22 protein-coding genes are annotated in these 26,145 nt (G+C 43.0%); 9 read left to right on the top strand and 13 right to left on the bottom strand.

The window, feature by feature from the left end:
* Positions 1 to 53 precede the first annotated feature (53 nt).
* The 3 genes from RBB12_RS13290 to ettA all read left to right on the top strand — a co-directional run bounded on the left by RBB12_RS13290 (position 54) and on the right by ettA (position 3,010).
* Complete coding sequence (locus RBB12_RS13290) at positions 54 to 1,037, top strand: Gfo/Idh/MocA family protein (protein WP_306013976.1); 984 nt, start codon at positions 54 to 56, stop codon at positions 1,035 to 1,037.
* Positions 1,038 to 1,103: 66 nt separating this feature from the next.
* On the top strand, positions 1,104 to 1,286 hold the full coding sequence (locus tag RBB12_RS13285; RefSeq protein ID WP_090297015.1) for a CAL67264 family membrane protein: 183 nt from the start codon (positions 1,104 to 1,106) through the stop codon (positions 1,284 to 1,286).
* 32 nt (positions 1,287 to 1,318) lie between these two features.
* Positions 1,319 to 3,010 (top strand): energy-dependent translational throttle protein EttA, encoded by a 1,692-nt coding sequence (ettA, locus tag RBB12_RS13280; RefSeq protein ID WP_179385605.1) that lies wholly within the window; start codon positions 1,319 to 1,321, stop codon positions 3,008 to 3,010.
* A 16-nt stretch (positions 3,011 to 3,026) separates the two neighbouring features.
* Here the strand turns inward: ettA and RBB12_RS13275 are convergent, their stop codons facing one another.
* The gene (locus tag RBB12_RS13275; RefSeq protein WP_306013977.1) at positions 3,027 to 3,701 is read right to left on the bottom strand and encodes a hypothetical protein; all 675 of its coding nucleotides are present in this window, start codon (positions 3,699 to 3,701) and stop codon (positions 3,027 to 3,029) included.
* Positions 3,702 to 3,772: 71 nt separating this feature from the next.
* On the bottom strand, positions 3,773 to 4,573 hold the full coding sequence (locus tag RBB12_RS13270) for an MBL fold metallo-hydrolase (protein WP_306013978.1): 801 nt from the start codon (positions 4,571 to 4,573) through the stop codon (positions 3,773 to 3,775).
* Between the two features lie 166 nt (positions 4,574 to 4,739).
* Between RBB12_RS13270 and RBB12_RS13265 the strand changes: the two genes are divergently transcribed.
* Positions 4,740 to 5,630 carry a hypothetical protein gene (locus tag RBB12_RS13265; RefSeq protein ID WP_179385602.1) on the top strand — a complete coding sequence of 297 codons (891 nt, stop codon included), beginning with the start codon at positions 4,740 to 4,742 and terminating at the stop codon, positions 5,628 to 5,630.
* An 80-nt stretch (positions 5,631 to 5,710) separates the two neighbouring features.
* Here RBB12_RS13265 and fumC read toward each other — a convergent pair whose 3' ends face one another.
* The 5 genes from fumC to prfB form a co-directional block, all read right to left on the bottom strand.
* On the bottom strand, positions 5,711 to 7,108 hold the full coding sequence (gene fumC, locus RBB12_RS13260) for a class II fumarate hydratase (protein WP_306013979.1): 1,398 nt from the start codon (positions 7,106 to 7,108) through the stop codon (positions 5,711 to 5,713).
* 486 nt (positions 7,109 to 7,594) lie between these two features.
* Entirely contained in the window at positions 7,595 to 10,078 is a 2,484-nt protein-coding gene (locus RBB12_RS13255) for a TonB-dependent receptor domain-containing protein (protein WP_306013980.1), read from the bottom strand.
* A 100-nt stretch (positions 10,079 to 10,178) separates the two neighbouring features.
* Positions 10,179 to 10,667: a hypothetical protein gene (locus RBB12_RS13250; RefSeq protein ID WP_293284992.1), complete on the bottom strand. Its 489-nt coding sequence runs from the start codon at positions 10,665 to 10,667 to the stop codon at positions 10,179 to 10,181.
* 68 nt (positions 10,668 to 10,735) lie between these two features.
* A complete protein-coding gene (gene arsC / locus RBB12_RS13245; protein ID WP_179385598.1) occupies positions 10,736 to 11,077 on the bottom strand; it encodes an arsenate reductase (glutaredoxin) in 342 nt (113 codons plus the stop codon).
* A gap of 9 nt (positions 11,078 to 11,086) precedes the next feature.
* Positions 11,087 to 12,188 (bottom strand): peptide chain release factor 2 gene (prfB, locus tag RBB12_RS13240; RefSeq protein WP_179385597.1). Its coding sequence is split into 2 segments (ribosomal slippage): positions 11,087 to 12,124 and positions 12,126 to 12,188, totalling 1,101 coding nucleotides; the frame shifts between segments, so codons are not numbered across the junction.
* Positions 12,189 to 12,412: 224 nt separating this feature from the next.
* Between prfB and RBB12_RS13235 the strand changes: the two genes are divergently transcribed.
* Positions 12,413 to 14,815 (top strand): zinc-dependent metalloprotease, encoded by a 2,403-nt coding sequence (locus tag RBB12_RS13235; RefSeq protein WP_306013981.1) that lies wholly within the window; start codon positions 12,413 to 12,415, stop codon positions 14,813 to 14,815.
* 8 nt (positions 14,816 to 14,823) lie between these two features.
* On the top strand, positions 14,824 to 15,849 hold the full coding sequence (locus RBB12_RS13230; protein ID WP_306013982.1) for a threonine aldolase family protein: 1,026 nt from the start codon (positions 14,824 to 14,826) through the stop codon (positions 15,847 to 15,849).
* A gap of 457 nt (positions 15,850 to 16,306) precedes the next feature.
* Here RBB12_RS13230 and RBB12_RS13225 read toward each other — a convergent pair whose 3' ends face one another.
* Complete coding sequence (locus RBB12_RS13225; protein ID WP_306013983.1) at positions 16,307 to 16,633, bottom strand: YbaB/EbfC family nucleoid-associated protein; 327 nt, start codon at positions 16,631 to 16,633, stop codon at positions 16,307 to 16,309.
* A 102-nt stretch (positions 16,634 to 16,735) separates the two neighbouring features.
* On the opposite strand from RBB12_RS13225, the gene RBB12_RS13220 reads away from it, so the two are divergent.
* The 3 genes from RBB12_RS13220 (at position 16,736) to RBB12_RS13210 (ending at position 21,372) form a co-directional block, all read left to right on the top strand.
* On the top strand, positions 16,736 to 18,874 hold the full coding sequence (locus tag RBB12_RS13220) for a S9 family peptidase (protein ID WP_306013984.1): 2,139 nt from the start codon (positions 16,736 to 16,738) through the stop codon (positions 18,872 to 18,874).
* A 72-nt stretch (positions 18,875 to 18,946) separates the two neighbouring features.
* Complete coding sequence (locus tag RBB12_RS13215; RefSeq protein WP_306013986.1) at positions 18,947 to 19,987, top strand: PLP-dependent cysteine synthase family protein; 1,041 nt, start codon at positions 18,947 to 18,949, stop codon at positions 19,985 to 19,987.
* Positions 19,988 to 20,112: 125 nt separating this feature from the next.
* Positions 20,113 to 21,372: an aminotransferase class I/II-fold pyridoxal phosphate-dependent enzyme gene (locus RBB12_RS13210; RefSeq protein WP_306013987.1), complete on the top strand. Its 1,260-nt coding sequence runs from the start codon at positions 20,113 to 20,115 to the stop codon at positions 21,370 to 21,372.
* Positions 21,373 to 21,399: 27 nt separating this feature from the next.
* Here RBB12_RS13210 and RBB12_RS13205 read toward each other — a convergent pair whose 3' ends face one another.
* From RBB12_RS13205 to RBB12_RS13185, 5 genes are all read right to left on the bottom strand, one after another.
* A complete protein-coding gene (locus RBB12_RS13205) occupies positions 21,400 to 22,224 on the bottom strand; it encodes a hypothetical protein (RefSeq protein WP_179385589.1) in 825 nt (274 codons plus the stop codon).
* Between the two features lie 75 nt (positions 22,225 to 22,299).
* The gene (locus RBB12_RS13200) at positions 22,300 to 22,938 is read right to left on the bottom strand and encodes a hypothetical protein (RefSeq protein WP_306013988.1); all 639 of its coding nucleotides are present in this window, start codon (positions 22,936 to 22,938) and stop codon (positions 22,300 to 22,302) included.
* Between the two features lie 156 nt (positions 22,939 to 23,094).
* Positions 23,095 to 24,381 carry a M20 family metallopeptidase gene (locus RBB12_RS13195; RefSeq protein WP_306013990.1) on the bottom strand — a complete coding sequence of 429 codons (1,287 nt, stop codon included), beginning with the start codon at positions 24,379 to 24,381 and terminating at the stop codon, positions 23,095 to 23,097.
* Positions 24,382 to 24,455: 74 nt separating this feature from the next.
* Entirely contained in the window at positions 24,456 to 25,046 is a 591-nt protein-coding gene (locus RBB12_RS13190) for a Crp/Fnr family transcriptional regulator (RefSeq protein WP_306013991.1), read from the bottom strand.
* Between the two features lie 107 nt (positions 25,047 to 25,153).
* Positions 25,154 to 26,056 carry a YitT family protein gene (locus RBB12_RS13185; RefSeq protein ID WP_179385586.1) on the bottom strand — a complete coding sequence of 301 codons (903 nt, stop codon included), beginning with the start codon at positions 26,054 to 26,056 and terminating at the stop codon, positions 25,154 to 25,156.
* Positions 26,057 to 26,145: the final 89 nt, after the last annotated feature.

Raw genomic sequence — 26,145 nt, 5'->3', positions numbered from 1 at the left:
AATTCTTTTAGCAGGTTAAAGATAAGGAGTTATAATCATTACTTTTGAACTATATGGATACCAAAATACGATGGGGCATTGTAGGCCCAGGAAAAATTGCAAGAAAATTTGTTTCGGACCTTTTGTTGGTCGATGATGCCGAACTTACGGCCGTGGCTTCCCGATCTCTGGAAAGGGCTCAAGAATTCGCTAACGAATATGGCGCAAAGCATAGCTTTGGCAGTTATGACGAACTGTTTGAATCCGGAACAGTTGATGTGGTGTACGTGGCCACCCCACATAATTTCCATAAAGAATTATCTATAAAAGCATTACAACATGGTATTGGGGTGCTCTGCGAAAAACCGATCGGTGTGAATAGGGCAGAGGTGGAAGCGCAAATCGAAGCTTCACAAAAACATAGGGCTTTTTTGATGGAAGCCATGTGGTCACGTTTTAATCCATCCATTCAAAAATTGAAACAAATGGTGGACGCGGGCGAAATGGGAGACCTCAAGTACATTCATGCTGATTTTGCTTTCTATGCTTTGGATAGGGATGAAGATTCACGATTGCTCAATCCCAATCTTGCTTCAGGGACTTTGTTGGATATTGGAATTTATCCCATTTTCCTATCCTATCTGTTGTTGGGGAAGCCCACTGAAATTATGGCAAAGGCCAAGTTTCATAAGAATGGTACCGAACTCCAGACCAGTATGATTTTTGATTATCCGAATGCACAATCCATCCTCTACAGCGGTTTTACCAGCAATTCCAAAATGGAGGCAGAAATTTCGGGTACAAAAGGACAAGTACATTTAAATCCCAGATGGCACGAGGCAGATGGATATACCTTCATTCAAAATGATGAAAGTTCCAAGGTTGATCTTCCTTTAAAAGGCATCGGGTACTACTACGAGATCTTGGAAGTGCACCAATGTTTGCGGAACAATACCATAGAAAGTGACCTTTGGTCACATCAAAACAGCTTGGATTTGGCTGAGTTGTTGGACAGTGTACGGAATAAATGCGGAGTAAGCTTTCCTTTTGAAACATAATCCTTAATAATAACTTTACATTATCCCGATTTTTCCGATATTTGAACCTCTTCAGAAATATACACAATGGGAATGAATAAGAATACAGTGCTGGCCTATGCTACTTGGATTATGATTTTGGTCGGCTTGGGAATGATTGCACTTGGAGCATTTAAATATGATGAAGTGGCAGGATATGGTTTCGCTGCCGTAGGAATAGGATTTTTTGCCGTAGCGTGGGTGTTCAACGCCTTAAAAGGACGAGTGTAGCCTCTTTTCACAAACAATTTAATTTAAAGTAGATGTCAGACGATAAGAAAGTCATTTTTTCCATGTCTGGGGTAACCAAGACCTATAAATCGGCCAACACCCCTGTACTCAAAAATATTTACCTAAGTTTTTTCTACGGGGCCAAGATCGGGATTTTGGGTCTCAATGGTTCGGGTAAATCCACCTTGTTGAAAATCATTGCCGGGGTAGATAAGAACTATCAGGGCGATGTGGTTTTCTCTCCTGGGTATTCCGTCGGATACTTGGAACAGGAACCACAATTGGATGAAAACAAGACCGTGCTTGAGGTGGTGAAGGAAGGCGTTGCCGAAACCGTTGCCATTTTGGACGAATACAACAAAATCAACGATATGTTCGGTCTGCCAGAGGTGTACGAGGACCCAGACAAGATGCAAAAGTTGATGGACAAGCAGGCGGCTCTTCAAGATCAAATTGATGCCTCCAATGCATGGGAGTTGGATACGAAGTTGGAGATTGCGATGGATGCGCTCCGTACCCCAGAATCAGATAAAAAAATCAGTGTACTCTCTGGTGGTGAGCGTAGAAGGGTGGCCCTTTGCCGTTTGCTGTTGAAAGAACCCGATGTTTTGCTATTGGATGAGCCTACCAACCACTTGGATGCCGAATCGGTACATTGGTTGGAACATCACTTGGCACAATATAAAGGAACGGTAATCGCCGTGACCCACGACCGTTATTTCCTGGATAACGTAGCGGGTTGGATTTTGGAACTCGACCGAGGTGAAGGAATCCCATGGAAAGGAAACTACTCCAGTTGGTTGGACCAAAAGGCCAAACGCTTGGAACAAGAGAGCAAACAAGCAAGTAAGCGTCAAAAAACATTGGAACGAGAGCTGGAGTGGGTACGCCAAGGAGCGAAGGGAAGACAGGCCAAACAAAAGGCCCGTTTGAACAATTACGATAAACTTCTTAGCCAAGACCAAAAACAGATGGAGGAGAAGTTGGAGATTTACATTCCCAATGGTCCCCGTTTAGGTACCAATGTTATCGAGGCAAAGGATGTCAGCAAGGCATTTGGCGATAAATTACTGTACGAAAATCTCAATTTTAAACTGCCACAGGCGGGCATTGTGGGTATTATTGGGCCGAACGGAGCAGGAAAGACCACCATTTTTAGAATGATCATGGGCGAAGAGACCCCGGATAAAGGAGAATTTATAGTTGGGGATACCGCTAAGTTGGCCTATGTAGACCAGTCACATTCCAATATAGATCCTGAAAAAACCATCTGGGAAAACTTCAGCGATGGTCAGGAACTGATTATGATGGGAGGGAAGCAAGTGAATTCAAGAGCCTACCTAAGCCGTTTTAACTTTTCTGGAAGCGAACAGAACAAGAAAGTGAACATGCTTTCGGGAGGGGAACGTAACCGTTTGCATTTGGCGATGACCCTAAAAGAAGAGGGCAACGTATTGCTGTTGGATGAGCCCACCAACGACTTGGATGTAAACACATTACGTGCCTTGGAAGAAGGTTTGGAAAATTTTGCGGGTTGTGCCGTAATCATTTCCCACGATAGATGGTTCTTGGATAGGATTTGTACCCACATTCTTGCCTTTGAAGGCGACTCGCAAGTGTATTTCTTCGAAGGTTCGTTCTCAGATTATGAGGAGAACAAAAAGAAACGCTTGGGAACAGATATTATGCCCAAGCGTATCAAGTACAAAAAATTGATTCGTTAATAGGAGAATGGAGGAACTATTCTGCTCTACCGAGATTTTTGATGCCTTCCTCCAATAATCTTTTGGCTTTTTCCAAATAAGCTCTTTGGTGCGCCGATAAACTGTTCGGGTCTTCCCCAGCAGCAGTCGGACCAATGGAATTGGAAAGTTCTATCAATTGGTTAATGGCTTGTTCTGCCGATTTGAGCTTGTCATCGGCGTGTTTTTCAAAGACTTTGATCATTTCCATTTCCATGGCAGCCACGGAAGCTGTTTCGGTGGTTGGCTCTGCATCTTCGGTTTCTTCCGAAAAACTTACGGTTTCTTCAACAGCGCTGGAAGTACCGAGAGTGCATTCATCGATGATGGTAATCAATTCATTGATTTCGCCAACGGCCTTTTTGGTAAAGAATCGGCCAGCTTCCCAGTCAATCGGTTCAACGGCTTTATCCAAAGTTTCCATGGCATCCAAGGTTTTGTTCTTGGCTTTGTCACAATTGCATTCCGCCATAAAATCTTCTGATTTTTCCAAAGCTGTCAAAGCTCTTTCGGCATAATACATTTGATGTTCAAAGTTGGTGGCTTCCATCGCTTTTTTGCCATGGCTCAGCGCATAGGTAACTTTTGAATAGAAATTATCACATTGGGCGTAGGTAGCCTGTGCCGCAAAAATCAGCACAAGAACTACTAGAACATGGGATTTGGGAACCATATTAAAGTGTATTTGATTTGGTTGTTAAGTTCGTAATGCTAACGGTGAAGTTAGGACATTATTTCATTTGATTAGTAATCTTCGCTCGGGTACCAGTCCAATTGCACCACTTCAATGGAAGAGTCACCCTGGTTTACCAGCGTTTTAAATTTTTCCACATCGCTCACCTCCGGTCTTCCCCTAAAGTGATACGGATACACTTGGTCCGGCTTGAATTCCAACACGGCATCGGCAGCGCTTTCTACGGTCATGGTGTAGGGAAGGTTCATGCATACAAAGGCTTTGTCGATATTTTCCAATGCGCGCATTTCTGGAATATCTTCCGTATCGCCCGAAAAGTAGATGCGTTCATCACCGAACGTAAAGACATAGCCATTACCTCTGCCTTTCACGTGAAAGTCTTTGGCTTCTTCACGAAGGTTGTACATGGGAATGGCCTTTACTGTGAACCCTGCCATTTCCTTGGTTTCACGATTATTGATAACGGTGGTTTTGGATGAGAGGTTTTCCTCCATTTGCATTTTCACAGCTTCGGGAGCAATAATTTGCACCCCTTCCAGATTTAGTGCGTTAAGGGTTTCGGGATTAAAGTGGTCACCGTGTATATCCGTAATAAATATCATATTTGGTGATGGTTGCCCTTCAAAAGCAGCTTCGCCACCAACAGGGTCTATATATATGGTATGTCCGTCCCACTCGATTACAGCAGTGGCATGTTCAATAGGTGTGATTTTGGCAGGGTCCGTAGTGGTCGTCATTTCAGTGACCGTTTCTTCCATTTCGGTGGAGGAGTCCTTTTTTTCGGTTTTCTCCTTGCAGGAATTCAGAACAAGGAGCAATGCTGTGGCTGTAATCAAGAATTTTCTTTTCATCTTTATTTTTTTAGATACCCTTAAAAATAAGGGATTACGGAGAGAATTGTAATTTTTTTCAAAGAATATTTCATCCAAATAGTCCAAACCAAAATACTATGCGTATATAAACTGAACATGATTGATTAAAAAACCTTAAACGCAAAATCAATTAAAACAAAAAGTTATGACTGAAACAAAAAATAACAATAACGGATTGAAAGTAATTGCTGGTCTGTTGGGTGTAGTTCTTTTGGGAACTATTATTTACACGGTAAGTCTGTACCAAGATAAAAAGAAAACTACACAAGCCCTTACCCAAGAGAAGGAATTGGTTGTAGAGGATTTGAACAATTTGAAGTCTGAGTACGACAAAGCAATTTTGGAGAGCAACGCCACCAACGAAGAGTTGGTTGCCGCTAGGGACAACATCGCAAAGTATATCGATTCCGTAAGCAGCATGAAGGCAGACATTGCTACTCTTTCAAGATATAGAAGACAAGTGAGCGTGCTTAAAGCTGAAAGGGAAAAATTATTGAAGCAAGTTGATTCCTTGACACAGTCCAACAGCTTGTTGGCCATGCAAAGAGACAGCACTTTTGCCGAATTGGAGCAACAAACCGTTTTCAACGATTCTTTGATCATCCAGAACACTCAATTGGCCGATGCCGTGGAAAGAGGTTCTGCGCTTAACTTGAGCACCATCAGCGTTGATGCCATTAAAGAAAGAAACAGCGGTAAATTGGTTTCTACCAGAAGAGCCAGAGCTACCGATAAATTTAAAGTTTGCTTTACCATTGCCGATAACGTAATTGCTGAGGCTGGTGACAGAGAATTCTATATTGAGGTTCTTGGGCCACAAGGCAATGTACTGGGCGAAGGTTTGACCAAGACTACAGAAGAAGGTAACTCCTTAACCTACAGTAAAGGAACCAACTTCTACTACGAGAATGATGCGTTGGATGTATGTGACTACATTAACAAGCCAAGTGGTGATTTCCAAGAAGGAAACTACATGGTTAATGTGTATGACAACCAATTGAAACTATTGGGTACATCTAGCTTCGAATTGAAATAGTAAACACACTATCACCATAAATAAAAAGGCCCGTCCAATTTTGGACGGGCCTTTTTTCTATTTTTAAGATTGGCATTTCTCTATTTAAGACTGCCTACCATATCTTCGGGCTTCACCCATTCATCATATTCCTCTGGGGTCACATATCCAAGGTTAACGGCCTCTTCCCTTAAGGTAGTGCCATTTTTATGAGCGGTGTTGGCAATTTCGGCCGCTTTGTAGTACCCAATTTTGGTGTTAAGGGCAGTTACCAACATCAAAGAGTTGTTCAATAAGGTTTTAATGGTCTCGTGGTTGGGTTCAATACCGGCGGCACAGTTTTCATCAAAACTTACACAGGCATCGCCCAATAATTGGGCAGATTGCAAAATATTGGCAGCCATCATCGGTTTAAAAACATTCAGTTCGTAATGTCCTTGCGTACCACCAACAGAAATGGCCACATCGTTCCCCATCACCTGTGCACAGACCATGGTCAATGCCTCACATTGGGTAGGGTTCACCTTTCCGGGCATAATGGAACTTCCGGGTTCGTTGGCAGGAATAATGATTTCCCCGATACCGGAACGAGGTCCAGAGGCCATCATACGGATATCATTCGCAATTTTGTTTAAAGAAACCGCTAGTTGTTTTAAGGCACCATGACTTTCCACGATGGCATCGTGCGCGGCCAACGCCTCAAATTTGTTACCAGCAGTAACGAATGGTTTTCCAGTAAACTCGGCAATATATTTGGCAACGAGAACGTCATAACCTTTAGGGGTGTTTAGGCCCGTACCTACCGCAGTACCGCCCAAAGCCAATTCGCTCAAATGGGGAAGTGTATTTTTCAAAGCTTTCAAGCCATGGTTCAATTGGGAAACATAGCCCGAAAACTCTTGTCCCAAGGTTAGGGGAGTGGCATCCATCAAATGGGTCCTTCCGATTTTTACCACATCCTTGAATTCCTCGGATTTTTTCTGCAACGTATCTCTTAATTGCTCTACCCCGGGAATAGTGACCTCCACTATTTTTTTGTAGGCTGCGATATGCATTCCCGTAGGGAAGGTATCATTGGAGGACTGACTTTTATTCACATCATCATTGGGCTGGATGGTTTTTTCGCCTTCCCCGATTTTCTTGCCCGCAATTTCATGAGCGCGGTTGGCAATCACTTCGTTTACGTTCATGTTGCTTTGGGTACCCGAACCGGTTTGCCAAATAACCAATGGAAACTGGTCATCATGTTTGCCTTCGAGTATTTCGTCGCATACTTGTGCAATCAAATCCCTTTTTTCCTGGCTCAACACGCCCAATTCGTGGTTGGTAAATGCGGCCGCTTTCTTCAGATAGGCAAAACCATAAACCACATCCAAGGGCATGGATGCAGGGGGCCCAATTTTAAAGTTGTTGCGGGAACGCTCCGTTTGGGCTCCCCAATATTTGTCGGCGGGTACTTTTACCTCGCCCATCGTATCTTTTTCAATCCTAAAACCCATAGTTTAAAATTTTGTTTCACAAAGGTAGGATATCGGGTATTTATATGGTAATTGATGGCAATAAATACACTTTTTTTGCCCTAGCATTTGCTTTTTTTGATAAGAAGAAAGTATCTTTGTTAAAACAAAAGGAGTAAAGATGTTCGAATTTGACCAGTATTTAGGTTTTTTAGCGTTTCTAACAATTTTGACAATCGGTTTTTGGTTGATGATATTCCTATTGACCTTTGTGGTACCTTACTGGTTGATTGGAAACCTTAGGGAAATGTTCAAAGAAAGACGAGAGGCCAAACGTGCCCAACTCGAAGAATAAAATATATCTAAGGAGCCAATTGGCTCCTTTTTTTTATCCACTATTTAGCTTTCGTATGATCGAAGGCTATTTTTTTGCCCCATAATTTGGGTTCATGTACGGAGTGACAAAATAAAAAAAGCAGCCGAATGGCTGCTTTTCCTGTTCAAGTTTCGGGGGAACTCTACCGTTTCTTAATATTGTCCCTCATCATCATCACCTCCACCTTGTCTGTCCTCTCCGCGACGACGTTGTTCCTTTGGTTGGTTAAATCTGTAAATAAAGGATAGGTTCACCTGCCTTTGTCTCCATTGAAATTCACTATCGGAGGTAAAAGTAGGGGTCTGCGTAAACGACATTCGCTTTCTGGTGTTAAAAACATCGCTGACATTTAAGGAAACGGTTGCGTTATCCTTGAACAAATCTTTGCTGATGGCCAAGTTAAGGGAGAAAATCCCCTTATTCTCCGTTTGTGCATTTTGTGTTGGTCCCCTATAAAAAGAGTTCAACTGAAGGTCTATTTTCTTGGGCAAGGTAAATTTGGAGCTCATTCTTGCAAACCAACTTGTGTTCTCAGCACCAAAATCCACTCCATTAAAAGTTCCTTCGGAACTAAACGTAAAGAAGTTAAAGCTTCCATTTATGCGCCACCATTTGGCAGGGTTGTAAATGGCTCCCGCTTCGGCACCGATACGTTCATTGGTGGAAAGGTTAATGGGAACCGAACGAATTATTTGAATACCATCCGAAGTGATTTCCCCGGTCTCCTCCTGTATACGCTCAAAGGAATTGGTTTCTCTTTGATAATACACCGATGTGGTAAGTGTCAATTTTTTCCAACGCTTTAAATATCCCAAATCGAATGCATTGGCAAAGGCTGGGTCCAAGTCCGGATTACCCTGAAAAACATTGGTCCTACTTGAACGGGAAGGAAATGGATTGATAAACCACCCTCTTGGCCTATTGATCCTACGGTTATAACCAAGGGATATATTTTCAGTTTTTGAAATCTCATAGATAAGGTTCACTGTTGGAAAAAGCCCTAAGTAATTCTTATCAAAATTCAAATCCACATCTTGGCCTACAATTTCCTGCAAGGCCTCGCCATCAATAGTTGAATCTACGCTACCAATAAGCTCTGTGTTTTCCAAACGAAGACCAAGCAACATCGAAATTTTACCATACTTGTTTCCGTATTGGGTGTAAATGGCGTTTACGTTTTCGCGATAGGTAAAGATGTTGGTCAAATCCCTGTTGGTTGCAAATTCACCTGTTCCAATGTTCAAGGTGTCCAACTGAAAATCGCTCACCTCTTTTTCAAACGTACCACGGTAACCTGCCTCAAATTGTGCATCGCCCATAGGCAACACATAATCGATTTGGGCCAAAATATCATCTTGGGTCTGGATTTCGTAAATATTTTCCCTTGCCAACAAATCCGTGTTGGGTACGATATTGCTTTCTTGGATTTCTGTCAGTACATCCTCATCATCATACGAATATTGAAAGTCTGCCGTCAATTCGTGTCCATCATCGTTAAAACGGTTGGTGTAGTTAAAGGATACTTGATAACTATTGTCGTTTTCAAGCTGATTTTCGGTCCGAAAGGTCCTGCTGCTCAATTCGCCGTCCATAAAACGTTGGTTGTCGTTTTCGGTCAAATCGTTCTCATCGGACCATCGGTAGAAAAAACTACCGGTTACGGAAGACTTCTCGGTCAAAAAATACTCCATTCCAATGTTCAGGCTCAAACCATTATCATCGCGGTTGATGTCCCTGTCTTCAATGATTCGGTCAAAATCACTTAAGTCGGTCAAATATCTGTTGTCGAAAAATCCATTTCCTGGGGGTTTTCTTTTAAAGTATCCCAGCGTATTGAAAATATTGAATTTTTCTGTCCGGATATTAAAATTGGAGGTTACCCTGGCATTCAACGGATCACCAATAGTTGCATTGATGGAACCATTGATTCCAAGGGTTTTCTCCTTTTTAAGGACAATGTTAAGAATACCTGCCGTACCCTCTGCGTCATAACGGGCCGAAGGACTGGTAATTACTTCGACCTTTTCAATGGCGTCGGCAGGTAATTGCTGTAATATATCGGTAGACCCGAAACCTGCCAAAGCAGATGGCTTACCGTTAATAAGAATACGTACGTTATCGTTTCCACGAAGGCTGATGCCTCCTTCTACATCCACAGAAACCGAAGGAATGTTCCCGAGTGCATCGCTGACGTTACCACCGCTAGTGGTGATGTCCTTACCTATGTTGTATACTTTTTTGTCCAACCGCACCTCAACAGTGGTTTTTTCACCTACTACTTCTACCTCTGCGAGTTGTGCCACATCTGGCGATAGGGTGATAGTGCCCAAGTTGGTATCTGAATTATAGGTTTGTGCTTGAAGGGAATAAGTTTTATAGGAAATGAATTCTACACGAATATTATATTTACCGGGAGCAGTTTCGATTTCAAACGCACCCGAAAGGTCGGTAATGCCTCCGGTAACTTGATCCGGACTGTCCGCATTTTGCAGCACAAAGGTGGCATACTCCAAGGGTTGACCTGATTCGGAATCGACAACCTTCCCAGAAAGGGTAATGGATGATTGATTTTGCTGTGCTACACTTTGAAAAGTGGTAAGGGTCAGAAGCAATAACGGGATAAATATCCTGTGCATAGTTTGATTTTTATGCCACAAAATTGACAGAAAATAAATGCACATAAAATATTAATCCCTCAACAACGGAATTGAGCCTGCGAATGACCTTAAAGAATTGTTAACCCTTGTCTTTTTTGTCCTTTTTTCTCTTCTTTTTCCTCTTGGCCTTGAATTGGTTTTCCTGTAGTTCCATAAAGGCCTCGAACTTATCTTCGGGAAGTCCGGCCTTCAGTTCCGCATCTTGGCGCCTTTTGATTTTTTCTACCTCTTCTTTCATTTTAAGAGGTTCCAATTGCAATATTTGAAGTTCGATACGCTGTTGTACGGATTGAACCAATGAGGTGCGTACCACGGCCTGTTCAAAAGGGTCCAATTCAAGGGCTTCCGTGATGGAAGGCATTTGCGAATCCACAATTTCTTCTGCTGTTGGGGGTGTCTCCTCCTTTTGGGTTTCTACAGGTCCCGCTTGGGGTATTGAGGTTCTGCCCCTGCCGTACATACTGCGGTTGCCATAAGGCGACCCATAGCCAAATTGCGCGGACAAATCGTTTATACAAAGCATACCCGTCAAAAGAGTGATATAGAAGAGGATTTGTTTTCTTTTCATGGGATAAAGATAGTATTTAGGTTGAAAAAACCCTTGGAAACGGTGTTAAATGTAACTGGCTATCAAGCTTATAGTAAGTTGGAAATGTTCTCTGGCGGTCTGCCAACAACCGCTTTTTTTCCGTTTACAACAATGGGTCGTTCAATCAGTTTTGGATTTTCTGCCATGGCTGTGATCACTTCCTCGTCCGTCAACGTTTTTCCCTTGAACTTTTCCTTCCAAATCGCCTCGGTTTTTCGAACTAGGTCAATCGGAGCAATGCCCAGATACGCAATCAAGGTTTTCAGTTCCTCTTTACTGGGTACATCATCCAGATACTTGACCACTTCAAATGCCTTGCCTGACTTTTCCAAAATGGCCAGACCTTCTCGGGACTTTCTACATCTTGGGTTATGATAAATCTTAATCATGTCTTTATTTTAATCTTGTTCTTCTTTTTGCCCCATCATCATTAAATAGGCCTTTAAAAATGCATCCAGATCGCCATCCATAACGGCATCCACATTACCGGTCTCTTCCCCGGTTCTCACATCCTTTACCAATTTGTACGGATGCATCACGTAGTTACGAATCTGCGACCCCCATTCAATCTTCATTTTAGAGGATTCTATTTCGGCCCGGGCCTCCTGCTTTTTGCGCAGTTCGATTTCATAGAGCTGCGATTTCAGCATTTTCATGGCCGTTGCCCTGTTATCGTGTTGCGAACGGGAATCGGAACAGGAAATTTGGATTCCGGTAGGTTTGTGCACCAATTGAACCTTGGTTTCCACCTTGTTCACATTTTGTCCGCCTGCACCACTGGAACGTGCCGTTGTGATTTCGATTTCGGAAGGATTCACCTCAATTTCAATGCTGTCGTCCACTAGTGGGTACACATACACCGATGCAAAGGAGGTGTGTCTCTTCGCATTACTATCAAAAGGGGATATGCGCACCAAACGATGCACCCCGTTTTCTCCTTTTAGCCACCCAAAGGCATATTCCCCTTCAATTTCCAGGGTTACCGTTTTTATCCCCGCCACATCACCCTCTTGGTAGTTGAGTTCCTTGATTTTATAACCGTTCTTTTCGGCCCACATCATGTACATGCGCATGAGCATGGACGCCCAGTCGCAACTTTCTGTTCCCCCGGCACCAGCGGTGATTTGGAGCACGGCGGTAAGTTCATCACCTTCTTCCGAAAGCATGTTACGGAACTCCAATTTTTCGATGGCGTCAGTGGCCTTATCAAACTGCTTGGAGACCTCCTCTTCGGAAACCTCCCCAGCTTGTAGGAACTCCATAAGGACCTCAAGGTCGCCGACCAGAGTTTTGGCCTCCTCAAAGTCTTCTACCCATTTCTTTTTTGATTTTATGGACTGCATTTGTTTTTGGGCTTCTTGCGGATTGTCCCAAAAACCGGGAGCGAGGGTTTTTTCTTCCTCGTTCTCTATTTCAATACGTTTGGCATCGATGTCAAAGATACCTCCTTAACGCACCAAGGCGCTCAATAAGATCTTTTTGTTGATCTGTGGTTACCATGTAATCTATTTTGAGGTAAAAATAAGTTTCTTTCGGCACATGACCTTAAGATATCTTCAATACTATTCGAATAGAAAAAGGGAACAGTAAAGTCACAAAAAATAAAAATCTGCAATAGGGCAGGGTAGATTTTATGAATTTCCCTTTTTAATCGCAGTACTATTTTTTGGCAGGTGAATTTTAAAATGATTTCCATATTTTTAAGGCACTAATTCAACCAGCTCATGAAGAACACTACTACACTCATCGCCCTTTGCTACTTTATTTGTGCCTCCCTCGGGGCCCAAACATTCGAAAGGACCAAGGATTTTCAGAAATTCAAGGGCTATTTTGATTTTTATTATGACGATTCCACCGACAAGATTTATCTGCAAGTGGATGATCTGGAGAAGGATTTTTTATATGTGTATTCCCTTAGTAGCGGTATCGGTAGCAATGATATTGGCCTAGATCGCGGTCAGTTGGGCAACGAACAGGTCGTTTTCTTCCGTAAGGCAGGGAAAAAACTCCTACTGGTACAGCCCAATTTGGAGTTCCGGGCCATTACCGATAATGAACTGGAAAGAAAATCGGTGGAGCAGGCTTTTGCCAAATCCATTTTGGAAGGATTTGAAATCGTGGAGGAGTCCAAGGGCAGTTATCTCATAGATTTCACGGACTTTTTGATGCGCGATGCCCATGGGGTTTCCAACCGATTGAAACGGGGCAAACAGGGTTCGTACAGCTTAGATAAATCCAAAAGCGCTTGGGCCTTTGACCGTACCAAGGCATTTCCAAAAAATGTGGAGTTCGATGTTACCCTTACCTTTAAAGGCGAACCAGAAGGTGCATGGATACGTTCCGTGACACCAACGCCCAGCTTGGTCACCGTTGCGCAGCACCATTCCTTGATTGAATTACCGGATGATAATTTTGAAAAAAGGGAATATGACCCACGAAGTGGCGGTTATCCTTTTTCATATTATGATTATGCGACACCGGTTCAGGAATCCTTGGTGAAGCGATTCATTAGAAGACACCGTTTGCAAAAGAAAGACCCCAATGCCGAAGTTAGTGAAGCTGTTGAGCCCATCATTTATTATTTGGATAACGGAACACCGGAGCCCATTCGCTCTGCACTGTTGGATGGTGGAAAATGGTGGAACCAGGCCTTTGAAGCTGCTGGCTATAAGGATGCCTTTCAAATGAAAATATTGCCCGATGATGCCGACCCTCTTGATGTTCGCTACAATGTAGTTCAATGGGTGCACCGCTCCACAAGGGGATGGAGCTATGGAGCCAGCGTGGTAGATCCACGAACTGGCGAAATCCTGAAAGGTCACGTGAGCTTGGGAAGTCTTCGAATCCGACAGGATTTTATGATCGCACAAGCTTTGATGAACCAACCATTTGCGGAAAGGGATGATAATTATCAACCCATGTTGGAGTTGGCCCTTGCAAGAATACGCCAACTCTCCGCACACGAGATAGGACATACCCTCGGGTTTGCCCATAACTTTGCGGCAAGTACCAATAATAGGGCTTCTGTAATGGATTATCCACATCCACAATTTGAGCTCAAAGGAGGAGATATCAGTTTTGAAAACGCCTACGATACCGGTATTGGAGAGTGGGACAAAGTAACTGTAGCCTATGCCTATTCCGATTTCCCAAGTGGCACCAACGAGAAGGAAGCCTTGAACGCTATTTTGGAGAAAGCACAGCAGGAAGGACTGCGCTATATTTCCGATCAGGATGCGCGTCCACAAGGAGGTGCCCACGCCTTGGCCCATTTGTGGGACAATGGTAAAATTGCCAGTGAAGAACTGGAAAAAATGTTGGAAATCAGGAAAAAGGCGATCCAAAACTTTTCTGTGGACAACATAAGGACTGGAGAGACGTATTCGGTACTCGAAGATGTATTCGTACCAATTTACTTTTTCCACAGGTACCAAACCGAAGCAGTTTCCAAAGTCATCGGCGGATTGGATTATAACTATGCCGTAAAAGGAGGTGGACAAACCCCGGTAAAACCAGTTAACCAAGCGGTTCAGGAGAAAGCTTTGGAGTCTATATTAAGAACGTTGGATGCCGAAGTCATTGCGGTACCCAAGGATAAACTGGACCTCTTTCCGCCACGTGCCATCGGTTTTAATCGTTCCAGGGAATCTTTCAAGGGTCGCACTGGCGTTAGTTTTGATGCACTTTCCGTGGCCGAGACAGCGGCCGACATGACGTTGGAATTATTGTTGCACCCAGAACGGGCTTCCCGATTGATTCAGCAAAAGAGTTTGGATAAAAATCAAATGGGACTTAAGGAGGTGTTGGATGAAACAATTAAAGCGACCATAGATCGCTCGCATCGTGATGACTACGAAGAAGAAGTACAGCATACCATTAATTTTAGGGTGTTGTATCACCTAATGAATCTTGCAGCTCACAATGCCGTTCATCCACAGGTCAATGCCGTCGCCAATGAAGCGTTGGAAAATCTTAAGACTCAATTGCTGACAGATGGTAAAAATGCAATTTCAGCGGAAATGGTAAGGCGTATTGATGCCTTTATGAAAGAACCTTCAGAATTCAAACTTATTCCAGTGTCCACAATACCCGATGGGTCACCTATTGGAATGGACTGTATGGACTAAACAATTTTATGGAAATAAACTTAATAAGTGACACGGTCACTCGACCTTCGGCAGGAATGTTGGAGGCTATGATGAATGCAAAAGTAGGGGACGATGTTTTTAAAAACGACCCTACCGTCAATCAACTGGAAGCCAAGGTTGCCGATTATTTTGGGATGGAAGCTGCGCTCTTTTTTCCCAGTGGCACTATGACCAATCAAACAGCAATAAAACTACATACCCAGCCCGGAGATCAGCTGATTTGTGACAAGTATGCCCATATCTATAATTACGAGGGAGGAGGCGTTAGTTTCAACAGTGGGGTTTCCTGTAAGTTGGTGGACGGTCATCGCGGCATGATGACGGCCGAACAGGTGGAAGCCTCCATCAATCCACCAGATTTTTATCACAGCCCATTGACCACTTTGGTCTGTATCGAGAATACCACCAACAAAGGAGGTGGTGCCTGTTGGGATTTTGAGGAATTGAGGAAAATCCGCAGCGTTTGTGATAAGCACAATCTAAAATACCATTTGGATGGTGCCCGACTTTGGAACGCTTTGGTGAAAAAAGGAGAAGACCCAAAAGCCTACGGCTCGTTGTTCGATACCATTAGTGTATGTTTGAGCAAGGGTATGGGGTGCCCTGTTGGCTCTGTATTGGTAGGGAGTCAGGACCATATCGACAAAGCGCTTCGCATCCGAAAAGTTTTTGGAGGCGGTATGCGCCAATCAGGCTATTTGGCGGCCGCTGGCATCTATGCTTTGGACAATAATATAGACCGACTAGCGGAAGACCATCAAAAGGCGGAAGAAATAGGGGAGGTACTCCAGACCCTGGATTTTATCAAAAAAGTGGAGCCCATCGAGACCAATATCATCATTTTTGAAATCAACGAGCATAAAATGTCATCCGAAGCATTTTTGGAGCAATTGACCAAACATAAGGTCTCCATCATTGGGATGGGCCAGGGCAAACTACGGATAGTTACCCATTTGGATTACACCGATAGCATGCACCAGCATTTCTTAAAGGTTTTGAAAAGTATAGGATAATTGTATGGTCACTTCGAGTGGTTTTGGCGAAGCCAAAAGTGTATCGAGAAGTGTATTTGTTTTCTTTTGTTTAAAAAGTGTTGCAGTAAAAGGTTCTCGATACATTTCCTTCGGAAACACTCGAACTGACATAATATTGCCGGTTGGTCACTTCGAGTGGTTTTGGCGAAGCCAAAAGTGTATCGAGAAGTGTATTTGTTCCCTTGTGATTAAAAAAGTGTTGCAGTAAAAGGTTCTCGATACATTTCCTTTGGAAATACTCGAACTGACATGATAGGGCTGAATTGTCACTTCGAGTGGTTTTGGCGAAGCCAAAAGTGTATCGAGAAGTGTATTTGTTTTCTTTTTATTAAAAAAGTGTTGCAGTAAAAGGTTCTCGATACGTTTCCTTCGGAAACACTCGAACGGACGACTGAATTCTAAAATCTAGTGTCTCAATACTAATATCTCACGAGGATTATTTCATAAAAGCATCCATTCCCGGAATGTTGGGCATGCCTTCCTTGGCTACAGCCGCCAATTCAGCTTCATTAATTTTAGTAGCCTTTTCAATGGCTTTATTTAGGGTTAACACCAAATAATCCTCCAGTTGTTCCTTTTCTTCCAATAAAGAATCGTCAATACTGATGGATTTAATCTCACGATTCGCCGTCAAGGTCACTTTGAGCAATCCATCAGAGGACGCCTCATCGATCATTACCGTATGCAATCGTTCCTTGGTCGCTTCCACTTTCTTTTGGGTCTCTTTGATTTTGCCCATCATTCCCATTAAATCTCCAAACATATCTTTACAATTTTCGCTTGTCCGTTCACTATCAAAACAAGCCGTGTTTTACTATTTGTCAAACGTAAGGACAAAAGTAGTAAATTGGTCAAAACACTTTCCATGAAACAAATGATTTCAAGAATATCTGTTCTGGTTTTATGCCTTATTTTTGCCACCGCTTGCAAGAACAACAAAGACGAAGCCATGAATATTATTCCGCCTGTAGCCCCAAAGCATCCAACAAAGCTCGAAAAACATGGTGATGTTAGAATCGATGACTACTATTGGATGAACAATAGGGAAGACCAACAGGTGCTCGATTACCTGAATGCGGAAAACGACTATTTCCAAAAAATGACCGCCCATACCCAAAAATTCCAGGAGGAACTTTTTCAGGAAATGAAGGCCCGAATCAAAGAAGATGATGAATCCGTCCCCTACCAATTGGATGGTTATTGGTACATTACCCGTTACGAAGAAGGCAAAGAGTATCCCATTTATTCCAGAAAAAAGGGGAGCTTGGAAGCCGAAGAAGAGTTGTTGTTCGATTGCAACCAAATGGCCGAAGGACACGAATATTTTAACCTTCGGGGCGTTTCCATCAGTCCAGATAACAAATTGGCTTCCTTTGGTACGGATACTATATCCAGAAGGCAATACAACATTCAAATAAAGAACTTGGAATCGGGCGAAATATTCCCGGATATCATTGAGAACACTACCGGAAGTTCCGTCTGGGCCAACGATAACAAAACGCTTTTCTACACCAAAAAAGATCCGGTAACCCTTCGGTCAGATAAAATTTTTAAGCACGTTTTGGGTACCTCAGCTGATGAAGATGAGCTGGTTTTTCACGAAAAGGATTCCACTTACAACACTTTTGTGTACAAGACCAAATCCCGTGATTATATTGTTATCGGTTCCAGTAGTACGCTTACTTCTGAATATCGCTTTTTGGATGCCGATGATCCCAATGGAAAATTCAAGGTGTTTTCGCCACGTGAAAAAGGAGTGGAATATTCCATTTCCCATTTTGAGGGTGATTTTTACGTGTTGACGAATAGGGATGGTGCGACCAACTTTAAATTGATGAAAACAAACGAAAACAATACATCATCGGAACATTGGGAAGAATTTATCCCGCATGATGAAGAGGTATTGTTGGAAGATGTTGAAATTTTCAGGGACTATTATGTGGTCACCGAACGCAGGAACGGGCTCAGCCAAATGAAAATTGCCAAATGGGACGGTTCGGACAGTTATTATTTGCCTTTTGAAAGCGAAACCTATGTAGCAGGACCTTCGGTGAATTTGGATTTTGATACCAAAGTGCTTCGGTATTATTACAATGAAATGGGCGAGCCTTACGCCGTTATTGATTTTGACATGGAAACCCGCACCAAGACTGTGATGAAGCAGCAAGAAGTCTTGGGAGGCAAATTCGACAAAAACAACTACAAAACAGAGCGGTTATGGGCTACCGCAAGGGATGGTAAAAAAGTACCCATTTCCATTATCTATCGCAAGGATACTCCTTTGGATGGCACCAGTCCGTTGTTGCAATATGGATATGGTTCCTATGGAGCTACCATGGACCCGTATTTTTCGTCCATCCGATTGAGTTTGTTGGATCGTGGCTTTATTTATGCCATCGCACACGTGCGTGGCGGCGAATATTTGGGAAGACCTTGGTACGAGGATGGAAAATTATTGCAGAAAAAAAACACCTTCACCGATTTCATTGATGTCAGTAAATTTTTGATAGAACAAAAATATACCAGTTCCGAGCATTTATATGCCATGGGTGGTTCTGCCGGTGGACTTTTGATGGGAGCCATCATCAATATGGAGCCGGAACTTTATCATGGTATCATTGCTGCGGTACCTTTTGTGGATGTGGTCACCACCATGTTGGACGATACCATTCCATTGACCACGGGCGAGTATGACGAATGGGGAAATCCGAACGAAAAGGAATATTATGATTATATGAAATCCTATTCGCCATACGATAATTTGGAGGCCAAGGCATATCCGCATATGTACGTATCTACGGGCTTGCACGATTCCCAGGTACAGTACTGGGAGCCTGCCAAATGGGTGGCCAAATTAAGAGAATACAAAACAGATAACAACCTCCTGTTTTTGGATACCAATATGGATGCAGGACATGGCGGGGCATCGGGCCGTTTTGAGGCCTTGAAGGAAACAGCAAAGGAGTATGCCTTCATTTTGGACTTGGAAGGAAAAGCCCTTTAAAAATAAAATGTTACATTTGCACCGAACAAATGCCTTATCTTTGAGGGTATTGTTCCCTACCTAATACCAGTTATGAAGAAACAGATAAATGCGCACAGCAATATCCTAGACCTAATTGGAAGTACCCCCTTAGTTAAGCTAAACAGAATTACTGCCCCCCTAACCGGAAACTTCTATGCGAAATTGGAATGTTTCAATCCGGGACATTCCGCAAAAGATAGAATTGCGATTCATATCATCGAGGAGGCGGAGCGAAAAGGCATCTTAAAGCCTGGCAGCACCATTATTGAGACTACCTCAGGGAATACAGGCTTTAGCCTGGCCATGGTAAGTATCGTGAAAGGGTATAAGTGCATTTTGGCCGTAAGTTCAAAGTCATCACCGGACAAAATAGATATGTTGCGCTCCATGGGAGCCAATGTTTATGTATGTCCAGCGCACGTGAGCGCAGATGACCCCCGTTCCTACTACGAGGTGGCCAAACGTTTGCATAGTGAAACACCAAATTCCATATACATCAACCAATATTTTAATGAGCTCAATATTGATGCCCATTATTCCAGCACTGGACCTGAAATTTGGGAGCAGACCAATGGTCAAATTACCCATTTGGTAGCATGTAGCGGAACAGGAGGGACTATTTCGGGAATTGCACGCTATCTGAAAGAGCAAAACCCCAACATCAAGGTTTTGGGTGTTGATGCATACGGTTCCGTTTTGAAAAAATATCACGAAACAGGGGAATTCGACCACAACGAAGTATATCCATATCGAATTGAAGGACTAGGTAAAAACTTGATACCTGCCGCCACCGATTTCAACACCATTGACAGATATGTTAAGGTAACCGATGGTGAAAGCGCTCACATGGCCCGCAAATTGGCCCATACCGAAGGTATTTTCGCCGGTTACACCAGTGGTGCTGCTACCCAAGCCCTGTACCAGTTGAATACTGAAGGAGAATTTACCGAAGATAGCAATGTGGTGGTAGTTTTCCCAGACCACGGTTCCAGGTACATGAGCAAAGTTTACAGTAACGAATGGATGGAAAATCAAGGCTTCTTTGATATCCAGAACGCCGAAGTACCCGAGGAAATCAAGTATATTAAATAAACCAGTACCCTATAATACCTCAACTACGGCGATGAAATTTCATCGCCGTTTTTTTTATCTGAAAATTTCGTTATGCAAGGTTCGTAAAAATCTATACTTTTGCAGATGAATTAACATTAAGGTAGATGAGAGATTTATTCGATAGAATCATTGAGAACAAAGGACCTTTGGGAAAATGGGCCTCACAGGCTGAAGGCTATTTTGTTTTTCCCAAGTTGGAAGGACCAATTTCCAACAGAATGAAGTTTCAAGGAAAGGACGTTATAACGTGGAGTATCAATGACTATCTAGGTTTAGCCAACCTACCTGAAATCAAGAAAGTGGACGGAGAAGCCGCTATGGAGCACGGAGCCGCCTATCCTATGGGCGCACGGATGATGAGCGGCCACACCGATTTTCACGAACAATTGGAAAAGGAATTGGCCGAGTTCGTGAACAAGGAAGCTGCTTATTTGCTCAATTTTGGATACCAAGGATTTATGTCCGTAGTGGATGCCTTAGTTTCCAAAGACGATATCATTGTATACGATGTGGATTGCCATGCTTGTATTATTGATGGTGTTCGTTTGCACATGGGCAAGCGCTTCACCTTTAAGCATAACGATGCTGAAAGTTTGGAGAAGAATTTGGAGCGTGCCACCAAACTGGCCAGCGAGACCGGTGGCGGTATTTTGGTAATTTCTGAAGGAGTTTTTGGAATGCGCGGTGAGCAAGGTATCCTTAAGGAGATCGTAGCGCTCAAGAAAAAATTCAAGTTCCGATTGTTGGTAGATGATGCCCACGGATTTGGAACTTTGGGTAAAACAGGGGCCGGAGCAGGCGAGGAGCAAGGCATTCAGGATGATATTGATGTTTATTTGGCCACCTTCGCCAAGTCAATGGCCGGAATCGGTGCTTTTGTGGCAGCTCAAAAGGAAATCGTGGAATACTTAAAATATAATTTAAGGTCGCAAATGTTCGCTAAATCATTACCTATGGTTTACGTAAAAGGCGCCTTAAAAAGATTACATATGCTGCGTACCATGCCAGAGCTTAAAGCTAAGCTTTGGGAGAATGTGAACGCACTTCAAAATGGATTAAAGGAGAGAGGGTTCGATATTGGTACAACCACCAGTTGCGTTACTCCCGTTTACTTAAATGGTAGTATTCCCGAAGCGATGGCCTTGGTGAAGGATCTGCGTGAAAACCATGGGATTTTCTGTTCTATTGTGGTATATCCCGTAATTCCGAAGGGGTTAATCTTGCTTCGTTTGATTCCAACCGCAACACACACCATGCAAGATATCGAGGAAACCTTGGACGCTTTCTCAGCAATCAGGGAGCGCTTGCAAAATGGAACCTACAAAAGACTTTCTGCTGCCGTAGCGGCGGCCATGGGAGAGTAATTTCTTTATGGGCTCACTTTAAAAATCTTAATTGCAGCGGACTTTGTTCCGCTGCAATGCGTATTGGGTGTTTCCTCGGCGCCATCTTCCCTGCCTTACCTCATTTTCATTGAAGGGATTTATGCTGGTATCACCGTTATAATATTGAAGATAAACCGCTGGTGAACCTTGGTACGATACCAATTGCCATGTTCCAGAGCTATTTCCGTAGGAAGCTCCCTGGGCATTGCCACCATAATCGCCTTCCACACTGAACGAACCATCCGTGTTCATTGAAAAAGTACCATTGGCACAAAAATTCACATAGGTAATGGAACTGGCCATGCTATCGTTTACGTATGAGGTACGCTGGTAAAAAACCAACTGACTCCCAGAAATGATGTTCAGCAACCCTTGGTTGTCAAGTTCAGGGTATTGACCGTCAGTATTTACAGGTGATGGTGGATTTGGAGTTCCATTTATAGTGTTCCCCGAAACACCGCTATTATCCCTCATGTAGGGGGTCAAATCGAAACTGCCCAAATTGTGAAGGTCGGAATACTTGTAAAAGGGTTCATTGTATCCCGTGGCACGAACGCTCATTTGCAAACCGGAGAGATTGGCTTCAAACGGAACAGGCCCATCCAAACCGTAGATTTGACCGTTCAGCCGAGTGTCGGTACCAGTGGCCCTTATGGCAAAGCTTGCTCCCACTGCGGCCAGCATACCATGGTATTCATCGCCCACCCGTTTAAATTGTATGGAAATACTTTCCGAAGTGTTTATGAAGGTCCCTACAAAGTTGGAACTTTGCCCAAAAGCAGCAAACACGGTTAAGACAAGGATACTAAAAAGCAGTGTAATCTTTTTCATAGGCAGCGATAATAGTTCTAAAGCTATCAAAAAGCCTGGCCTCTTACAACAAAATTAGACCTAGTGCACTTTTTTTTAGGATACAATGACGTTGTAAACCACAATCCAATAGATAAAACCTCCATAAGTTAGAAAGTGGAGTCTTCTCCTGCTTGCAATGTCATAAACAAAAAGTGACAGCCATAAAATCAACCAAATGATAGGAGCAATGATGGCAGGATCCGTTCCCGTGTTCATTCCAACACGGCTCAGCAAAGGTTCCATGAGCAAAAGAATGGCAACCACTATGGCATGCTTATGTAATTCTGGTTTATCACGCTTCAGATATGCCAATAAAAGCAACCCAATAAATGCAGCATAAAAAAATCTGTTGGCCTTACCAAAGAAAGGAAGTTCCTCGTAGGGCTGACCTATCATAAAGAGATACCCAATTGAACATATAATCAAAAGGGCGATGATAAAAGCTATCATACCCAACCTCATGTGTGATTTGATGCTGAGTTTTCTAATATGGTTGGTTTGCACAAGAACAATGGTGTACCACGCATACATCAGAATACCGTGAACTATAAAGCCTGGATCACTATTGCTCTCTTGGTCAATATCAAACAAAAAGTTATCAGAAAATGCAATCAATCCCAATAGTAATATGATGATACTGAAGACGAAAAAATAATTTCGGGTGTAGCCATTGGTTCTTTTTTTTCCGGACATGGTGGTTGGTTGAAGTTGATACTGTCCTAAAGATATTAAACCGCTGATATATGGGCATTTATATTGTATGGATGGTATATTTTCGATGAAAAATGGTTGTTTTTTGGAATGATTTGATTCGACCATGTATGAAAAACCACCCACAATCAGGAACCTTTATGGTTCCAAACGTTCCACCATCAAAGAAGCGAATAGGTTGACCCCTGTTCGGATACAGCTTTCATCAACCGCAAAATTTTGTGAATGTGTTTGTGCGATGATACCCTTTTCGTAATTGGAGCCGCCCATAAAAAAGTACACACTGGGCACTTTGGGCTGAAAAAATGCAAAATCATCACTCCTACCATCAGCTACCACCCCATGCAGGCGAAGCACCCTATCTTCACCGTAGATACTTGATAATTGTTCCAAACTTTCGTTTACAAGTCTTTCGTTGTTGTCCAGCGTGGGAAATACATGTACCAATTCTGCTCCCAAAAAATCATTGGCAAAATCCGATTCGTCAATTCGCTTTTTAAGTTCGGGCAAGGCCGCATCCCGCTGTTTTTTGTCGCTAAAACTTAAAAAAGCACTGATTTTAACACCTTCCTCCGTTTCTTTAACCTTGAAATTTCTGTTATCTACGGTAGTGTAATCGGTGTAAATGGATTTGGGGCCCGCAATACCAATTTCTGGGTCGCCCATATTTTGCATGTTCCAAAACTTACTGTTTTTGGGAACATTTTCAAGACCATGGACCTGCTTTTTGACGAATTCCGTCAAAGCTTCGGTATTGCCAATGTCCTTGAATCTGATATCCACCCTTTTGTAGTCGGAGAACATTTCCTCTGGTTTTACGGCAATGGTACCGGCAGGGAATGGCGTTACATGCATGGCATACATTTCTTCGGGGTCGATTAGCTGGAACAATCCATCGTCCATCATGGCCAAGGCTCCTTTTATATTTTCTTCGGAAGGCTGAAAGACAAAATAGATGGTTCCTTCCAACCGTTCCCTTTGCGCTGCCAAAACAGTGGCCATCCCAAGTGCTACGGTAGTATGTACATCATGACCGCAGATATGACGAACCCCCACAGTTTCCGATGCAAAAGCTACCACATCGGGCGCATTGGATGGCATAGCGTCCATATCGGCCCGCCATGCTATCTTTTTACCGGGTTTGCCTCCCTTTAAAATACCAACAACCCCATAGCCACCAATTCCAGTTTTAACTTCCAAACCAAGTGAGCTCAGATATTCGATTACCTTTTGCGAGGTACGCTGTTCCTCACCACCAACTTCAGGATGTCGGTGAAAGTCCCGACGGATCTTTACAAGGCTATCAAATATCATCTCAGTATGTTCTTGTATGTCCTTGTGGATGTTTTGTTGACTGAACGCTGCTATGGAGAAGAGTACGTATAAAAATAAGGTCAATGTGTAGGATGGATTTCTTGGCATCATGTTAATCTTGTTTTGTTTGATGCAGCAAAGATGCGATGCAATGCTCGGCCTAACCTGACACATATGTGACAAACTTACTTTTTGGCAATTTTACTTCGGATTCGACTCAACGATTGACGTTCTATCCCCAAGAAGGATGATAAATGGGTGAGGCTTACCCGATTGAGTAGCTCGGGATGGTTCTTTACAAAATTAAGATAGCGCTCCTCCGCAGTTTCGAACAGAAAACTCTCCGTACGATCGGTCTGAATTGTGAGCACCTGCTCGGCAATGAGCCGGCCATATCTTTCATTGCTCTTAAATTGTTCGTAGCCTTGCTGAATATCTTTGTATGATAGTAAAATGATGGTGCAAGGTTCCAGGCATTCCATGTGATATTTGGAAGGTTTTTGGCGGATAAAGGCAGGGTAGTCGGTTGCGTATTCGTTTTCTTTTACAAATCCAGTGGTAATGGACTTTCCCTTATCGTTAATATAATATCTGCGAAGCAATCCCTTACTTACATAGCCCATTGTGGTCTGAACCTCTCCGCTTTCAAAGAAAAACTCTTTTTGGCCATACTCCTTGATGGATAATTGCGACTGGAGTAATTCAAGTTCTTCTGTCGTTAGATGTGAAAATTGTTGAAGGTAATTCTCCAGGTATTTTTGATGCTCTGGTTTCAATGGGCAATTGTTCTTGGTAGAAAAATACAATAAAAATTATGGAATTTAGACAGCCGCCTACCGTCACTCTTGGTTTTATGAAAAGTCTTGATGGAGCGGGGACGGATTTACAGATCTTTATTGTAAAGGTCGGGTGACAAGGTTCTGGTTTTCTCCCGACTCAGATATTTTCTAAGAACTCCCCCTTTTACGCTGTTCACCTCAAACTCGATGATAAACGCATCTTCATCAATCGTATCCACTATCCGATGTACCTTTTTGGAATCAATACGGTTGAGCACCGTTTGAATTACTTCCACATTGTTGATTTCACCCCGGCTACCAAATCCTCGTACGCCTCCGTAAATGGTCATCCCCAATCCCACTTGGTTCAAAAGCTCATCTTGAATTTCCTTTTGTTTATGGCTCACGATCAATAAACCAATGTAATCCTCAAAGCCCTCAAAGACAAAATCGATTACTTTTCCCGTGATGATAAAGGTCAATATGGAATACAATGCAATTTCTATGGAGATGAGCCATGCCGTAATCGCAAAAAGCACGGTATTGAAGAGCAAGATGATGGTTCCGATGGGAATACCGAATTTGTCATGCAAGTAAATGCCCAATATTTCCGAGCCATCCAACACGGCACCATTTTTTATGGCCAATCCAATACCCGCTCCGAGAGAAATGCCCCCAAAAATGGCAATGAGCAACTTTTCGTTTGTCACCGCTTCAAAATTTTCAAAATGGATAACGACGGCCAGCACCAAAACCGAAATTACGGATTTGATCATCACCCTTTTTGTCAAGGTAAGCCAGCCCAGAATAAAGAAAGGAATGGAAATGATAGGGAGAATATAGGAGATTTCGATGGGAACAAATTCGCCCAATAAAATGGCGATACCGGTAACCCCACCGTCCAAAAAGCCGTTGGGAAGCAAAAAGGCTTTCAACCCGATACTGGCCAACAAAATAGCTAAAGCTATTTGTAGGTATTCAAATACGAGGCTACGGATTTTCTTCATTGGGCAACCATTTCTAGCTATGGTCAAGATACGACCTTAGTTTTATTTACTTCTAATTTTCTTCAAATTCGATTAATGGGGTTTCAAGA

This window comes from Allomuricauda sp. MMSF_3307, assembly GCF_030733585.1.
Taxonomy (GTDB): Bacteria; Bacteroidota; Bacteroidia; order Flavobacteriales; family Flavobacteriaceae; genus Flagellimonas.
The sequence above is the reverse complement of the archived record's forward strand: the minus strand, read 5'-3'. Positions and strand labels throughout refer to the sequence as shown.

Coding starts and splice junctions, on each gene's coding strand:
- RBB12_RS13290 (WP_306013976.1), top strand. CDS start 54: ATGGATACCAAAATACGATGGGGCATTGTAGGCCCAGGAAAAATTGCA.
- RBB12_RS13285 (WP_090297015.1), top strand. CDS start 1,104: ATGGGAATGAATAAGAATACAGTGCTGGCCTATGCTACTTGGATTATG.
- ettA (WP_179385605.1), top strand. CDS start 1,319: ATGTCAGACGATAAGAAAGTCATTTTTTCCATGTCTGGGGTAACCAAG.
- RBB12_RS13275 (WP_306013977.1), bottom strand. CDS start 3,701: ATGGTTCCCAAATCCCATGTTCTAGTAGTTCTTGTGCTGATTTTTGCG.
- RBB12_RS13270 (WP_306013978.1), bottom strand. CDS start 4,573: ATGAAAAGAAAATTCTTGATTACAGCCACAGCATTGCTCCTTGTTCTG.
- RBB12_RS13265 (WP_179385602.1), top strand. CDS start 4,740: ATGACTGAAACAAAAAATAACAATAACGGATTGAAAGTAATTGCTGGT.
- fumC (WP_306013979.1), bottom strand. CDS start 7,108: ATGGGTTTTAGGATTGAAAAAGATACGATGGGCGAGGTAAAAGTACCC.
- RBB12_RS13255 (WP_306013980.1), bottom strand. CDS start 10,078: ATGCACAGGATATTTATCCCGTTATTGCTTCTGACCCTTACCACTTTT.
- RBB12_RS13250 (WP_293284992.1), bottom strand. CDS start 10,667: ATGAAAAGAAAACAAATCCTCTTCTATATCACTCTTTTGACGGGTATG.
- arsC (WP_179385598.1), bottom strand. CDS start 11,077: ATGATTAAGATTTATCATAACCCAAGATGTAGAAAGTCCCGAGAAGGT.
- RBB12_RS13235 (WP_306013981.1), top strand. CDS start 12,413: ATGAAGAACACTACTACACTCATCGCCCTTTGCTACTTTATTTGTGCC.
- RBB12_RS13230 (WP_306013982.1), top strand. CDS start 14,824: ATGGAAATAAACTTAATAAGTGACACGGTCACTCGACCTTCGGCAGGA.
- RBB12_RS13225 (WP_306013983.1), bottom strand. CDS start 16,633: ATGTTTGGAGATTTAATGGGAATGATGGGCAAAATCAAAGAGACCCAA.
- RBB12_RS13220 (WP_306013984.1), top strand. CDS start 16,736: ATGAAACAAATGATTTCAAGAATATCTGTTCTGGTTTTATGCCTTATT.
- RBB12_RS13215 (WP_306013986.1), top strand. CDS start 18,947: ATGAAGAAACAGATAAATGCGCACAGCAATATCCTAGACCTAATTGGA.
- RBB12_RS13210 (WP_306013987.1), top strand. CDS start 20,113: ATGAGAGATTTATTCGATAGAATCATTGAGAACAAAGGACCTTTGGGA.
- RBB12_RS13205 (WP_179385589.1), bottom strand. CDS start 22,224: ATGAAAAAGATTACACTGCTTTTTAGTATCCTTGTCTTAACCGTGTTT.
- RBB12_RS13200 (WP_306013988.1), bottom strand. CDS start 22,938: ATGTCCGGAAAAAAAAGAACCAATGGCTACACCCGAAATTATTTTTTC.
- RBB12_RS13195 (WP_306013990.1), bottom strand. CDS start 24,381: ATGATGCCAAGAAATCCATCCTACACATTGACCTTATTTTTATACGTA.
- RBB12_RS13185 (WP_179385586.1), bottom strand. CDS start 26,056: ATGAAGAAAATCCGTAGCCTCGTATTTGAATACCTACAAATAGCTTTA.